Origin of the sequence: Paraburkholderia hiiakae, from assembly GCF_904848665.1 — a bacterium.
GTDB classification, from domain to species: Bacteria; Pseudomonadota; Gammaproteobacteria; order Burkholderiales; family Burkholderiaceae; genus Paraburkholderia; species Paraburkholderia hiiakae.
In genome coordinates, this window is the sequence record NZ_CAJHCQ010000005.1 from 136,916 (window position 1) to 151,570 (window position 14,655).

At 65.7% G+C, this 14,655-nt stretch carries 13 protein-coding genes; 9 read left to right on the forward strand and 4 right to left on the reverse strand.

The annotated features are described in order from the left end of the window. Positions 1-175: 175 nt before the first annotated feature. The 3 genes from JMY28_RS38900 to JMY28_RS11835 all read left to right on the forward strand — a co-directional run bounded on the left by JMY28_RS38900 (position 176) and on the right by JMY28_RS11835 (position 2,782). Positions 176-670, forward strand: a complete 495-nt coding sequence (locus JMY28_RS38900; protein ID WP_236596812.1) for a hypothetical protein — start codon at positions 176-178, stop codon at positions 668-670. 82 nt (positions 671-752) lie between these two features. Beyond that, on the forward strand, positions 753-2,084 hold the full coding sequence (locus tag JMY28_RS11830; RefSeq protein ID WP_201696115.1) for a sensor histidine kinase: 1,332 nt from the start codon (positions 753-755) through the stop codon (positions 2,082-2,084). 41 nt (positions 2,085-2,125) lie between these two features. Further along, complete coding sequence (locus JMY28_RS11835; protein ID WP_201696116.1) at positions 2,126-2,782, forward strand: response regulator transcription factor; 657 nt, start codon at positions 2,126-2,128, stop codon at positions 2,780-2,782. A gap of 107 nt (positions 2,783-2,889) precedes the next feature. On the opposite strand, the gene JMY28_RS11840 is transcribed toward JMY28_RS11835, so the two are convergent. The 4 genes from JMY28_RS11840 to JMY28_RS11855 form a co-directional block, all read right to left on the reverse strand. Further along, a complete protein-coding gene (locus tag JMY28_RS11840) occupies positions 2,890-3,297 on the reverse strand; it encodes a tellurite resistance TerB family protein (RefSeq protein WP_201696117.1) in 408 nt (135 codons plus the stop codon). A 55-nt stretch (positions 3,298-3,352) separates the two neighbouring features. After that, on the reverse strand, positions 3,353-3,634 hold the full coding sequence (locus JMY28_RS11845) for a TFIIB-type zinc ribbon-containing protein (RefSeq protein WP_201696118.1): 282 nt from the start codon (positions 3,632-3,634) through the stop codon (positions 3,353-3,355). 129 nt (positions 3,635-3,763) lie between these two features. Next, positions 3,764-4,750, reverse strand: coding sequence for a TerC family protein (locus tag JMY28_RS11850; RefSeq protein ID WP_201696119.1), 987 nt, complete (start codon positions 4,748-4,750; stop codon positions 3,764-3,766). A gap of 204 nt (positions 4,751-4,954) precedes the next feature. After that, a complete protein-coding gene (locus JMY28_RS11855; RefSeq protein WP_201696120.1) occupies positions 4,955-5,869 on the reverse strand; it encodes a MipA/OmpV family protein in 915 nt (304 codons plus the stop codon). Between the two features lie 686 nt (positions 5,870-6,555). On the opposite strand from JMY28_RS11855, the gene leuC reads away from it, so the two are divergent. From leuC to truA, 6 genes are all read left to right on the forward strand, one after another. Continuing rightward, positions 6,556-7,965: a 3-isopropylmalate dehydratase large subunit gene (leuC, locus tag JMY28_RS11860; protein ID WP_201696121.1), complete on the forward strand. Its 1,410-nt coding sequence runs from the start codon at positions 6,556-6,558 to the stop codon at positions 7,963-7,965. A gap of 77 nt (positions 7,966-8,042) precedes the next feature. Further along, entirely contained in the window at positions 8,043-8,693 is a 651-nt protein-coding gene (gene leuD / locus JMY28_RS11865) for a 3-isopropylmalate dehydratase small subunit (RefSeq protein WP_201696122.1), read from the forward strand. A 47-nt stretch (positions 8,694-8,740) separates the two neighbouring features. After that, complete coding sequence (gene leuB, locus JMY28_RS11870) at positions 8,741-9,808, forward strand: 3-isopropylmalate dehydrogenase (protein ID WP_201696123.1); 1,068 nt, start codon at positions 8,741-8,743, stop codon at positions 9,806-9,808. A gap of 361 nt (positions 9,809-10,169) precedes the next feature. Continuing rightward, positions 10,170-11,291 carry an aspartate-semialdehyde dehydrogenase gene (gene asd / locus JMY28_RS11875; RefSeq protein WP_201696124.1) on the forward strand — a complete coding sequence of 374 codons (1,122 nt, stop codon included), beginning with the start codon at positions 10,170-10,172 and terminating at the stop codon, positions 11,289-11,291. Between the two features lie 166 nt (positions 11,292-11,457). After that, on the forward strand, positions 11,458-13,815 hold the full coding sequence (locus tag JMY28_RS11880; RefSeq protein ID WP_201696125.1) for a FimV/HubP family polar landmark protein: 2,358 nt from the start codon (positions 11,458-11,460) through the stop codon (positions 13,813-13,815). Between the two features lie 16 nt (positions 13,816-13,831). Continuing rightward, on the forward strand, positions 13,832-14,647 hold the full coding sequence (truA, locus tag JMY28_RS11885) for a tRNA pseudouridine(38-40) synthase TruA (protein WP_201696126.1): 816 nt from the start codon (positions 13,832-13,834) through the stop codon (positions 14,645-14,647). The last annotated feature ends 8 nt before the right edge of the window (positions 14,648-14,655 follow it).

Genomic DNA, 14,655 nt, shown 5'->3' on the forward strand with positions numbered 1-14,655 from the left:
TGCGGGGAAAGCGCGCCAGGAAAGGAATAGTGCCGCCACGTCCCTCGTTTTGCAGATGACATGCAGGCGCGCCGATGCATTCGCGCGCCGCGTGCGAGGCGTACCGATGGAGTCTTCACGGCGCCGGCGCGCAACCCGCGCGCCGCGCGGCCGGTCCATCGCGAGGGGCGACATCATGCGCAAATTTCTTGCCGTCAATGTGCTGGCCTGCCTGCTGGGCGCGTGTGCGACGCCGGTTGTGTCGCAGCAGGCCGCGTACGGGCCTTACCCGCCAGACACGCCACCGGCGACATGCCGCCCCGTTACCGGCACCGCCGTGATCGACGGCGCGCCGCAGCAGATCAGCGGCCTCGCGTGCCTGCAACCCGACGGCACATGGCAGATCATGCAGAGCGACGACACGCTCGTCTACCCGGTGGCCTGGCCCGACGCGACGGCTTATTACGCCGGTCCGTGGTACGGCTGGTGGCCACCGGTGTTCGTGGGCGGCTCGTTCGTGTTTGTCGACCACTTCCATCACTTTCATCACATGGATCATGTCTTCCCGGGCGCCCCGCATATGCATCCGGTGTCAGGCATGCATGGCGGCTTCCATGGCGGACACGGCGGCGTCTGGAGCGGTATGGGGCATGCGGGCGGCGGTGGCATGGGTGGCGGGGGGCATCGCTGAACCCGCCTGAGCGCCGCCATGCAGCCGAACGCATGCCGCGAATCCTTTATGATGGAGCGCGCCTCCCCACCCGAGACGCTCCATGTTTTTCGCCGCGCATTCCCTGCATCGCCGCCTGAGCATTGCGATCGGCACGCTCGCGATTCTCGTCGGCGTGCTGGGTGCGCTCGGCACCTTTCTCGTGGTGCGCAGTCTCGCTGCCGAGTTCAATACGACCCTGCGCGACGCGGCCGCGCACATGCAGACAGGCGTGCCGCATCGCGCGACGCAGCCGCGCGGCGAACGCTCGCCTGCCGACGATTTCGTCGTGCAGATCTGGTCCGTCGGCGACGGCGATACACCAGGTCGCACGAGCAACGCGAGCGTCGCGCTGCCGCGCGCGCAAAGCGGCTTCTCGTCGATCGACTATGACGGTGAGGCGTGGGACGTGTTCGCGCTCGCTGCCGGCGACGAATACATTCAGGTGGCCGAATCGCGCAGCATGCGCAACCGCAACGCCTTGCGCGTGGCGTTCTGGAGTCTGCTGCCCGTGCTCGCGTTGCTACCTCTGCTCGCGCTCACGATCGCCGTGACCGTGCGCGTTTCGCTGCGGCCGCTCGAGCGCATCGGGCATCGCGCCGCGAAGGTCGATCTGCACGACCTCAAACCGCTCGAAGCCGGGCAGGCGCCCGTCGAACTGCGGCCCTTCGTCGAATCGATCAATCGCATGATCGAGCGCCTTTCGGTGCTAGTGAACGCCGAGCGCATGTTTATCGCCGATGCTGCGCACGAATTGCGCTCACCGATCTCGGCCATGCAACTGCAGATCGACAATCTGCGCAATGCGCCGCCCGAACAGTACCCCGAGCGCTTCGACGAGTTGCGGCGCGGCATCGTGCGCACTGGCGCGCTCGTCTCGCAATTGCTCGGTCTGGCGCGTGCCGAAATCGGCAGTGCGCAACGCGTGTTGACGGAGGTGCCGCTGCCGCAAGTCGTCACCGACGTGCTGGCCGATCTGCTGCCGCTCGCCGACGCGCGCCGCGTCGATGTGGGCGTGGAGCGTCTCGACGACGTGACGGTGCGCGCCACCGAAACCGACATGCGCGTGCTCGTGCGCAATCTCGTGGACAACGCGATCCGCTACAGCCAGGAAGGGGCGCGCGTGGATGTGGTGGTGCGCCGCGAGGACAAAGGCGTTGTCATCGAGGTGACCGACAACGGGCCCGGCATTGCCGAGGCCGATTTGCCGCGCGTATTCGACCGGTTTTTCCGTGCAAGCGGTCATGATGCGCACGGCAGCGGCCTTGGCCTCGCGATCGCGCAGGCGGTGGCGCAGAGTTATCGGGGGCGCGTGACGCTCGCGAACCGGCGCGACGGACAAAGCGGCATCGTCGCGCGAATCGAGTTGCCGCGCCAATCCAGTGGAATCCGGTAAGTCAAAATCCCGGGAAGCATGCGAAACAAAGGACGGACACGATGCGCATTCTGCTGATCGAAGACGATCTGCTGATCGGGCCCGCGCTATTGCGCGCGTTGAAGGACGCGTCATACAGCGTCGACTGGGTGCGCACGGGCGAGAGCGGCCGCGACGCCATTCGCGACGGCTCGTACACGGCGATCCTGCTTGACCTGGGTCTCGGCGACATGAGCGGGCTCGACGTGCTGCGAGGCTTGCGCGAGTCGCAAGACGCCACGCCCGTGCTCATCATCACCGCGCGCGACGACGTGGACACGCGCGTGGAAGGCCTCGATCTCGGTGCCGACGACTATCTCGTGAAGCCGTTCGAGAGCAAGGAACTGCTCGCGCGCATCCGCGCCGTAGTGCGGCGCAAGTCGGGCTTCGCCTCGCCGACGATGGGCAGCGGCCGCGTAACGCTCGATATGAACGCGCGGCGTCTCACGTTCGACGGCCAGTCCGACGACCTTTCCGCGCGCGAGTACGCGCTCATGCTCGCGTTGCTCGAGCGGCCCGGCGCGATCCTGTCGCGTCAGCAGCTCGAGGAGCGGCTATATGGTTGGGGCGAGGAAGTGGAAAGCAACGCGGTGGACGCCGTGATCTACAGCGTGCGCCGCAAGTTCGGCCACGCGGTGATCCGCAACGTGCGCGGGCTGGGTTGGGCCGTTTGCACGTGAGCGCCTGAAACAATCGAACGCAATAGAGCAGGTCAAAAAAGGTGCGGCGAGCGCGAGGCTCGCCGCGTGGCGCGATGCGCGGGGGAAGGCACGCATCGCGCGCGAACTTACGCCAGCAGGCGCTGCCAGGGTTCCTTCTGCCAGGCGCGGCTAAGCGAGGCGAGCAGCGCGACTTCGTTTTCGGCGACGTGCCGGTCCGAATACACCGCGACATGGCACAGATTCAGCACTTCGGCGCGCAGCGCGGGATCGTCGAGCTCGCGCATGACTTGCTGCATCACGTCGGAGTCGAGCTTGCATGCGTCGCTCCAGTTCAGGTGCGAGGTGGTCTGCAAGTCTTCGCACAGGCCCTTGAGGATTTCGCCGAATTCGCCGGGCGCGAGGCCGAGCCGGTCGGCAAGGCGCGCGCGATGGACTGCCGCAAGCTCCTCGCTGCTCAGGTGGCCGTCTGCGAGCAGCGCGACAGCGACGATCCGGCCCGCGGCTTGCGGGCTGTTGCACGTATAGGTACGCATGTTCAGGAATCCTCTTAAAGCGTGATGTCGATGGAACGGTTGGCGTAGCCGTGGCTCAGTCGAAGATATCCTGAAGCCACGATTTGCGGCGATGACCATTGCCGCTGTAGCTGTCGTGAGCGCGGCGCGGTGCGTAGTCGCCGTGTTGCGCGCCATGCTGGCGGAATGCCTGCTCATCGCCTTCGTTGCGATTGTGCCGGTTGCCGCTGCGTTCGATCAGCTTGTCGAGTTCGCCGCGATCGAGCCAGACGCCGCGACACTGCGGGCAGTAGTCGAGTTCGACGCCCTGACGCTCTGCGAGCGAGAGGGTGACGTCAGGGCAGTTGGGGCATTTCATGATGCGCTCCGTGGTGAGTGACAGGTCATCGAGGCCTGTGCCGTCTTGCGTGAAGGGCAACGCGGCGTCGATGGAAACCATCCTGGCAGAGCAGAATGAGCGAAGAATGAGGAGCGCTGCATCTTGCGTTCATGAAGCGCCGAGCGTGTCCTTCGGCTTTTGGGTCCTGACGAGCGACACCACCACGCCGCCCGCGAGCAGCGCTGCCGTCACGCCAAGGCTGAACAGGGCCGGAATCTTGCCGATGATCCCCACCAGAAAGATCTTCGCGCCGATGAACACGAGCACGAGCGCGAGCGCATGCTTGAGGTAATAGAAGCGGTGCGCCATCGCCGCGAGCGCGAAGTAGAGCGCGCGCAGACCCAGCACGGCGAAGATGTTGCTCGTATAGACGATGAACGGATCGGTCGTGATCGAAAAAATAGCGGGGATCGAATCGACAGCAAAGATCAGGTCGGCGAACTCGATCATCAGGAGCGCGAGGAGGAGCGGCGTGGCGAGCAGCGCAGCCTTGCCGGTGCGCGGATGCGCGCGTCGCACGAGGAACGCGCGCCCCTCGAGGTGCGGTGTGACCGGCAGCTTGCGGCGCAGCCAGCGCAGCATCGCGTTGTCTTCCACGCTGTGCGCTTCCTTTCGGCCAAGCAGCATCTTCACGCCGGTTACTGCGAGGAACACGCCGAACACGAACAGCATCCACTCGAACTGCGCGACGAGCGCGGCGCCGAGTCCAACCATCAGCGCGCGCAGCACCAGCACGCCGACAATGCCCCAGAACAGCACGCGATGCTGAAGCTGCCGCGGCACCGCGAGCGCGCCGAAGATCGACGCGATGACGAACACGTTGTCGAGCGAGAGCGATTTTTCGATGAGATAGCCGGTGATGTATTCGGTGGCCGGCTGTGCGCCGAGTTGCCACCAGACGAAGCCGCCGAACAGCACGCCCGCCACGATATAACCGAGCGAGAGCCACAGGCTTTCGCGGATGCCGATTTCGTGGTCGTCGCAATGGAGCACGCCGAGGTCGAGCACGAGCAGCACGATCACCACCGCGAGGAAGGCGACCCAGAGCCATGCGGGCTGACCGAGGAAGGAAGCCGTGACGATCGGCGCAAGCATGGTCGGTCCTTTGCATGAAGAGGGAAATGAGGCCTTCGTGTGCGGATTTTTGTAGCCACGGCCGGCCTCATGGGCCTTTGGCCCATTGGGTCAGCGTAGTGGCGAAGAATGAGCGGTGAATGAGCGTGTGCGCAGCGCTACAACCAGCGCCGTGACGCAGGGAAGGCGTTCAACGATCCCGGCTGCCGGTAGCGGGCAGCGCAGCTAGAACTGGTAATTGATCGAAACGTCGCAAACTCCCCCCGTCTTCGTCTGGATGATCGGGCTGTGCGAGGCGCTGCCGAGCAGGCGCTTGATCGCGCCGTCGGCGCTCACGAACCAATGTTTGTTGACGAAGTACACCATCGTGATGCCGAAGCCGGCCGACTTGAGACCCGCGCTCGCGTCGTACTGACGGTAACCCGATGCAGCCGCCTGCTGCGGTGTCACGCCAAACCAGCTCTGCATGTAGTTGGAGTCGGCGAACGTGACCGAGGGGCCGGCGAACCAGTAGAAGTTCTGGTTGCTGCCCGGCAGCGGCATATAGGCGCCGAGATCCGCAGTCCAGCCATTCGAGCCGCCGAAACTGCGCGTGAAGGCGGTGCGGAACACGAGCGGAAAGTCCTTCGAAATCACGTACTCGCCGGCGATCTTCAATTCTGGCGACGGGTTGATGTTGCCCATCCCGTGCAGCCGCGTCGGGTCGTCCTGGCCGCGCCGTCCGAGGTCGTAGGCCCCGGCGACGCTCACGCGCCAGTTCGGGCCCTGCAGAACGTTGGCGCCGAAGCCTTCGCCCGTCGAGCCGAAGAGGATGTCTTTGTAGCGCAGGTCGATGCTCGGCCCGACCAATGTGTGATAGCGGTCCGAACCGTCGTAGCGCGGTTCGAAAGTCGCGCCCACGCCAAGCCGCGCCTCGAAGTCGGGGCGATTTGGCTGAAACATCTTTTCGAGCGGAATGCCAGCGGAATACTGCCATTCGCCAAGCGGCGAGGGGGTTTGCGCCTCGGCACGCGGGGCAAGCGCGGCGAGGGCGCATGCCGCAGCGGCGAGAGACGCACGCTGCGTGGCCCGCGAGCGGCGCGGCGCGGTTGGTTTTATTCTGCTTGTTCTGCGTTGCGCAGTGCGGATTGCAAGTGGCATGAAGCCTCCGGGTTTGCCTGGTTGGCCGCAGCGTCGTTTATTGAGTGTGATGAAAATACAAGGCGGAGTTCCGTGCGGCCGGGTTCGTCTCGCAAACCTCGTGCCTGAACGGTCGGTGTCCGCCCCAGCGTCTCGTCCCGCTCCCCGGCGGAAATGGCCGCCAGACATGGATGAAGAGCCAGAAAATAAGGATAGCTAATTGAATTGCCGATGCGCCCGCGCACCGTTTTGGCGCGCGGCATTGGCCCCGATTAAACCCTGGCGCTAAATTGCCGTTAGACAGGTATGGACATCGATGACGCGGCTCCCCCTGTGTCGCGGATTCCGAAGCCCATGTTTCACCCTCACAGCGGTAACCAACTTGCGCCGGTCGTGGTCGGGCCGGCGCATCTCTTTTTTTGCACCCAGCATCGCTTCAGCGTCGTGGTCGGCGCGTGTCCGATCCATGCTCGATCTGCGCGCTTCTGCGTCGATCCCTCTGCGCATTCCAGCGGCGGCGTGCATAGGATCCGCTGCGCCACAGCACCCGCGCTCGCCGGGTAACGCTGATACAGGTATCGCGACTACCACCCAACTCACTGTTTTTTATCGCTTTTTTTCAGGAAAGGCCCTGTAGTGGGCGGGTTTCGCGTGGCATAATCGATTCACACCGTATTGCCCCGCAGTCAAACATTTCCCCGCACATCATGGCAAAGACGCTCTACGACAAATTGTGGGACACGCATGTGGTCCACACGGAAGACGACGGCACGACGATTCTCTACATCGACCGTCATCTGTTGCACGAAGTCACCAGCCCGCAGGCTTTCGAAGGCCTGAAGCTGCACGAGCGCCCCGTGTGGCGCATCAGCGCGAACCTGGCGGTGTCCGACCATAACGTGCCCACCACCGACCGCAGCCACGGCATTGCCGACCCGGTTTCGAAGCTGCAGGTGGACACGCTCGATTCGAACTGCGACTCCTTCGGCATCACGCAGTTCAAGATGACCGACCAGCGTCAGGGCATCGTGCACATCGTCGGTCCCGAGCAGGGCGCCACGCTGCCCGGCATGACGATCGTGTGCGGCGACTCGCACACGTCCACGCACGGCGCGTTCGGCGCGCTTGCGCACGGCATCGGCACCTCGGAAGTCGAGCACGTGCTGGCCACGCAAACGCTTCTGCAGAAGAAGAGCAAGAACATGCTCGTGAAGGTCGAGGGTCAACTGCCGCGCGGCTGCACCGCGAAGGACATCGTGCTCGCCATCATCGGCAAGATCGGCACGGCGGGCGGCACGGGTTACGCCATGGAGTTCGGCGGCTCGATGATCCGCGGCCTCACGATGGAAGGCCGCATGACCGTCTGCAACATGGCGATCGAAGGCGGCGCGCGCGCGGGCATGGTTGCCGTGGACGACACCACGATCGAATACCTCAAGGGCCGTCCGTTCTCGCCGCAAGGCGCCGAGTGGGACCAGGCCGTCGAGTACTGGAAGAACTTCCGCACCGACGAAGGCGCGCACTTCGACCGCGTGGTCGAACTGAGCGCGGCCGACATCGTCCCGCAGGTCACGTGGGGCACGTCGCCGGAAATGGTCACGGCGGTCGACAGCCGTGTGCCGGATCCCGAGCGCGAGAAGGACCCGGTCAAGCGCGACGCGATGGAACGTGCGCTGCACTACATGGCGCTCGAACCGAACACGCCGATCGAGTCGATCAAGCCGGACAAGATCTTCATCGGTTCGTGCACGAACGCGCGTATCGAAGACCTGCGCGCCGCCGCTTATGTCGTGAAGAAGCTCGGCCGCCGCGTGGCGCCGAACATCCGTCTCGCGATGGTGGTGCCGGGCTCGGGTCTCGTGAAGGCGCAAGCCGAGCGCGAAGGCCTCGACAAGGTGTTCACGGAAGCGGGCTTCGAATGGCGCGAGCCGGGTTGCTCGATGTGCCTCGCGATGAACGCCGACCGGCTGGAGCCGGGCGAGCGTTGCGCGTCGACTTCGAACCGCAACTTCGAAGGCCGTCAAGGCGCGGGCGGTCGCACGCACCTCGTGAGCCCGGCCATGGCAGCGGCCGCGGCAATCGAAGGCCATTTCGTCGACATTCGCAAGCTGGGGTAAGCGCACGGGGCGCATCGAACTTAACTGAACGTATCGAAGCGCCCCAGCCCGATCAGCATCCATCAGGATCACGGATCATGGAAAAATTCATCGTACACACCGGCGTCGTGGCGCCGCTCGATCGCGAGAATGTCGATACCGACGCGATCATTCCGAAGCAGTTCCTCAAGTCGATCAAGCGCACCGGCTTCGGCCCGAATGCCTTCGACGAATGGCGTTACCTCGATCACGGCGAGCCGGGCCAGGACAACTCGAAGCGCCCGCTCAATCCGGACTTCGTGCTGAACCAGCCGCGTTATCAGGGCGCTTCGGTGCTGCTCACGCGCAAGAACTTCGGCTGCGGCAGCTCACGCGAGCACGCGCCGTGGGCGCTCGACCAGTACGGTTTCCGCGCGATCATCGCGCCGAGCTTCGCGGACATCTTCTACAACAATTGCTTCAAGAACGGCCTGCTGCCGATCGTGCTGTCCGAATCGGACGTGGATCATCTGTTCAACGAAACGTACGCGTTCAACGGCTTCCAGCTCACGGTCGATCTGGACAAGCAGGTCGTGCGCACGACCGACGGCTCGAAGGGGTATCCGTTCGAAGTGGCCGCGTTCCGCCGCTACTGCCTCTTGAACGGCTTCGACGACATCGGCCTCACGCTGCGTCACGCCGACAAGATCCGCCAGTACGAAGCCGAGCGCCTCGCGCGCCAGCCGTGGCTGAACAACCGCGTGCTTTGATACGCGCTGATAAGCGCACACCGAACAACTGAGCGAGGAATCACAGGATGAAGATTGCAGTGCTGCCGGGCGACGGCATCGGTCCCGAGATCGTCAAGGAAGCCGTGAAGGTGCTCAACGCACTTGGCGAAAAGTTCGAGCTGGAAGAGGCGCCGGTTGGCGGCGCGGGCTACGAGGCAAGCGGCCACCCGCTGCCCGAGGCAACGCTCGCGCTGGCCAAATCCGCCGACGCGATCCTGTTCGGCGCCGTGGGCGACTGGAAGTACGACAAGCTCGAACGTGCGCTGCGTCCCGAGCAGGCGATTCTCGGCCTGCGCAAGCATCTGGAACTGTTCGCGAACTTCCGTCCGGCGATCTGCTATCCGCAGCTCACGGGTGCGTCGTCGTTGAAGCCGGAAATCGTTTCGGGCCTCGACATCCTGATCGTGCGCGAACTGAATGGCGACATCTACTTCGGCCAGCCGCGTGGCACGCGCGAAGCGCCGGACGGCAACTTCAAGGGCGCGCGCGAAGGGTTCGACACGATGCGCTATGCGGAGCCCGAAGTGCGCCGCATTGCTCACGTGGCGTTCCAGGCCGCGCAAAAGCGCCAGAAGAAGCTGACGTCCGTCGACAAGGCCAACGTGCTCGAAACGTCGCAGTTCTGGAAGGACATCATGATCGATGTCTCGAAGGAATACCCGGAAGTCGAGCTGTCGCACATGTACGTCGACAACGCGGCCATGCAGCTCGTGAAGGCGCCCAAGGCCTTCGACGTGGTGGTGACCGGCAACATGTTCGGCGACATTCTCTCGGACGAAGCCGCGATGCTCACGGGCTCGATCGGCATGCTGCCCTCGGCCTCGCTCGACAAGAACAACAAGGGTCTGTACGAGCCGTCGCACGGTTCGGCGCCGGATATCGCGGGCAAGGGCATTGCCAACCCGCTCGCCACGATCCTTTCGGCGGCCATGATGCTGCGCTACTCGCTGGGGCGCCCGGAGCAGGCGGACCGTATTGAGAGCGCGGTGAAGAAGGTGCTCGAACAAGGCTATCGCACCGCCGACATCATCACGCCGGACTGCAAGCAGGTCGGCACGGTGGAAATGGGCGACGCGGTGATCGCAGCGCTGTAAGGAAGTCGTGAAAGGGCATGCCTGAGTGGCATGCCCTTTTTTGTTCAAAAATGCGCAAGCAACGACGATAGCGGCCGATAGTGGCAATACGCGGCCAGGTGTCGCTAATAGCGCAAAATGCGGGTCCCCCCGCGCGAATTCACGGTTTTCGTGTATATTGTTTCGATGGCGAAGATCTCCCCGATCACGACTGTTACGAACATCCGCGGCACGGCCCGCGCGATTTCGCTCGCCATTAGCACGAAAACCACGATTACGAAAACGATCACCATTCGTTGATCGCTCGTCGTGCCCGCTCATCTTCCCCGCGCGGCCACGCCGGGCGAGCGAAGCGGGGAAGTGTCCATCTCAAGGGTTAGTCATGAACGTAGGTCTCGTAGGTTGGCGCGGCATGGTCGGCAGCGTGCTGATGCAGCGCATGCAGGAAGAACGTGATTTCGACCTGATCGAACCGGTGTTTTTCAGCACCAGCAACGCAGGCGGCGCGGCTCCGTCGTTCGCCAAAAACGAGACGAAGCTCAAGGACGCGAACAGCGTCGACGAGCTCAAGAAGTGCGACATCATCATCACGTGCCAGGGCGGCGACTACACCAACGAGGTGTATCCGAAGCTGCGCGCGGCAGGCTGGACCGGTTACTGGATCGACGCGGCCTCGGCGCTGCGCATGAAAGACGACGCCGTCATCATCCTCGACCCGGTCAACCTCGACGTCATCAAGGACGCGCTGGTCAAGGGTCAGAAGGACTTCGTCGGCGGCAACTGCACGGTCAGCCTCATGCTGATGGCGCTGGGCGGCCTGTTCCGCGAGAACCTCGTCGACTGGATGACGGCCATGACGTACCAGGCCGCTTCGGGCGCGGGCGCGCAGAACATGCGCGAACTGCTCTCGCAGATGGGCGCGCTCAACGCATCGGTGGCGAGCGAGCTGGCCAACCCGTCGTCGGCGATCCTCGACATCGACCGCAAGGTGCTCGCCACGATGAACAGCGACGCGATGCCTACCGAGCACTTCGGCGTGCCGCTCGCGGGCTCGCTGATCCCCTGGATCGACAAGGACCTCGGCAACGGCATGTCGAAGGAAGAGTGGAAGGGCGGCGCGGAAACCAACAAGATTCTCGGCAAGCCGGCGATGGGCCAGCCGGGTTCGATTCCGGTGGATGGCCTGTGCGTGCGTATCGGCGCGATGCGTTGCCACTCGCAGGCGCTCACGATCAAGCTGAAGAAGGACGTGCCGCTCGACGAGATCGACGGCATCCTCGCCTCGGCCAACGACTGGGTCAAGGTCGTGCCGAACCAGCGCGAGGCTTCGATGCGCGATCTGTCGCCGGCCGTGGTCACGGGCACGCTGTCGGTGCCGGTGGGCCGTCTGCGCAAGCTGGCCATGGGCGGCGAGTATCTGTCGGCCTTCACGGTGGGCGATCAGCTGCTGTGGGGTGCGGCTGAACCGCTGCGCCGCATGTTGCGCATTCTGCTGGACAAGTGAATGAATTAAACTACGCGGCTAATGACGCGTAGACAGGGTGAAAAGCGCCGCGCCAGTCGCGGCGCTTTTTTTATTGCATGCTTTTTATTGCATGCATCGATGCAATCGCCCCGAAGCACACTCCTATTTGATCGAGAGCCGCAAGAGCGGTATGCCAGGGCAACTGATGATCGTTCGATTTGATTCTGTTTCCGCCGCGCCTCGCGCGAAGCGCGCCCAAGGGCGGCGCGCCATCCGCGCCACCGTGGCGGCGGCGAGTTTCCTGTTCTGCGGCCTGGCGGCTGCGCAGGGCGGCGCGACTGCGGCGCCAGGCGCTGCGAGCGCGGCCTCTTCCGCCGCGTTTGCGGCGAGCGTCGCGGGGCAATACACCGTTCATCCCGGCCAGTCACTGCACGACGTGGCCGTCGACCTCACGCAGTCGCACGACAAGGCCACGCTCGCACGCATGAGCCAGGCGCTGTTCGATGCGAACCCCAATGCGTTCATCAAGCAGGATCCCAGCCGTATGCGCGTGGGTGCGACGCTGAACGTGCCGGCAACGCCGGACGTGTCCAGCGCGGCGGCGGGCATGACGGCGGCTTCGGGTGGGGCTGCTGCGGCTTCGGCGGGGGCTTCGGCTGCCGCCAGCGCGGCCGCCGCTGCGGCGACTGCGCCTGCTGCATCCGCAGCGACCGCCAGCACACCCGTTGCGGCTTCGAGCGCTGCCGCCGAGGCTGTAGCGGCTGCATCGTCGGCCGCCGCCGCCGCGACGGCCGGCGCGAGTTCGGCCAGCGCGGCCGCGGCCACTGCGGCACCTGCCTCGGCTGTCGCAGCGAGCGGCCCCGAAGCGGCCGCGCAAGGTGCTTCCGGCGCGGCGACGGGCGCGAGTGCCGCAGCGCCGGCGTCAGCGGCCAGCGACTCGCACGTGTGGAGCGGCTCGATCCAGTCGGCCCCGGCCAGCGGTGCGGCAGGCGCTTCGGCCCAAGGCGCGAAGGGTGGCCCCGTAACGGTCTCCAGCCTCCAGCAACTGCTCGCATTGAAGAACCGCGTGCTGATGGCGTTGCAGCAGCACGGCATTGGCAAGCCGGCGCAAGTCGCGGGCGGCGCGTCCGCGGGTGCGCCCGCCGCGCAAGGCGGCGCGCCTGCGCAGAACGGCGTGGTGAACGTCGGCGCGGCCAGCGGTCAACCGGAAGTCTCGCCGATCGCCATGGGGGCCGTGGCGGCGGTCGTCGTCGCGCTGCTGGCGTTGTTTGTGCGCCTGCTCATGCGCAAGCGCAAGAAGTCCGTCGATCAGGCGCCGTCGACGTCCTCCGCAGCCGCTGTTGCCGCCGTGCCTGTGGCCGAGGAGCCGCCGGTGTTGCGCGAGCCGGTTACGCGCGCGGGCGATGAACCGCATGCGGGCGCGATTGCACCTGCGGCTGAAGCCGAATTCATGCCGCCGGTTGCGCCCGAGGCGGACGAAGTCGCGATCACGCCGGTGCCTACGCCCGCTGTCTCGTCCGCGCCGCTTGAGCACGACGAAACGGCCGCGCACGCCGCTAGCGCAGCGGACGTGGACGCGAGCGATGGGCATGGCGCCGAAGCGCTGCCGCCTACGCTAACCGAGCGGCTGCATCCCGTCGCGCCGCAAGAGCCGTCCGTCGCGCAGGAAGCTCACGCAGCACAAGAGCTGCCGCACGGCGTCGAACCGGACGAACCGCACACGCTGGCCGACGCGACCGAAGCCGCAAGCCTTGCCGCCGCGGCGGAGCTGGGCGCGGATGCGCTGCCGCCCGAAAGCATCGGTGCGCCGCGCGCAGCCGAAGACGCCGAGGCGCTGGCGCGCACGCTGGAAGACCCGGCGCGCGCCCAAAAGCCTGCTACACCCGATATCGCGCTGGACTTCGGCGACGGCGCCCCGCAAGCCGCGCAAACGCAGCAAGCATTACAGGCCGAGCCGCCCATCGCGCAAACGCCGCCCATTGCCGAAGCCTTCGAGCGCCCGCCGGCGCCGCTTACCGCACCCGGTATTCCGTCAGTACCCGCAGTCACCGCAGAAGACATGAGTTACGCCGAAGTACCGATCGCGTTCCCGCACGATGCAATCGAAGCGCTGGGCGGCCTCGACCTGCCCCTGCCGCCGCGCATCGGGGAGCCGGTCATCCCCACTGGGCCGCTCTCGACCGAGCCGGCCGCCACGCCCGAGGCGTCGGCGCGTCTCTCGTCGCCGTTCTTCGAGCCGCCGACGCCGATGGCGGGCGCGGCCATCGAGGCGGGGACGGCGGGCGCGGGCGCGCTCGCAGGCCTCGGCGCACCGCGCTTTGGCGCGCTCACGCTCGACTTCGACCTGAACCTGCCGCCCGATTCGGCCGAGCCGCTGCCGGTCTTCACGCCCGAGCAGCTCGCGCGCATCGCGCGCAACAAGCTCGATCTCGCGCACGAATACATCGCGCTTGGCGACGTATCTGGCGCCCGCTCGCTCATCAACGAAGTGATCGAGTCGAACGATCCCGCCACGCGCAGCGACGCGCAGGCGCTGCTGTCGACGCTCGCTCCGCTCTCGTGACGCCGGTGCAAGCCGTATGCGTATCGCGCTAGGAATCCAGTACGACGGCGCCGCGTTCTGCGGCTGGCAGTCGCAGCCGCACGGCAAGACAGTGCAGGACGCGCTCGAGCGCGCGCTGCGCGAGTTCGCCACCGTGCCGCTGTCCACCATCGTCGCGGGCCGCACCGACACGGGCGTGCACGGGCTCGGCCAGGTGGTGCACTTCGACACCGACCTCGACCGCACGCCCTTCTCGTGGGTGCGCGGCACCAACGCGTTCCTGCCCTCGACGGTGGCCGTGCAGTGGGCCAAGCCGATGCCCGAAGCGTTCCACGCGCGCTTTGCGGCGTTCGAGCGCACCTACTACTACGTGCTCTACGTGAAGCCCGTGCGCTCGCCGATGCTGGCGGCCCGCGCGGGCTGGATTCACACGCCGCTCGATGTCGATGCCATGCGCGAGGCGGCGGCGCACCTCATCGGCGAGCACGATTTTTCGTCGTTCCGCTCGTCGGAGTGCCAGGCGAAGACGCCGGTGAAGCATCTGTACCAGATCGACATCCGGCCGCAGGGCGACTTCATCCACTTCCGCTTTCGCGCCAACGCGTTCCTGCACCACATGGTCCGCAACCTGATGGGTTGCCTCGTGGCCGTGGGGCGAGGGCGCTACCCGGCCGCGTGGATGGCCGAAGTGCTGGCTGGCCGCGACCGCACCGTGGCAGCGCCGACCTTCATGCCCGACGGCCTCTATCTCGCCCAGGTAGGCTATCCTGACGAGTTCGCGGTACCGGCGCCGCATACGGCCAGCGTGCCGTGGAGCGCGATCTGGAGCGATGCGCCCGAAGGGCGTGCCTGAAGCGCCCC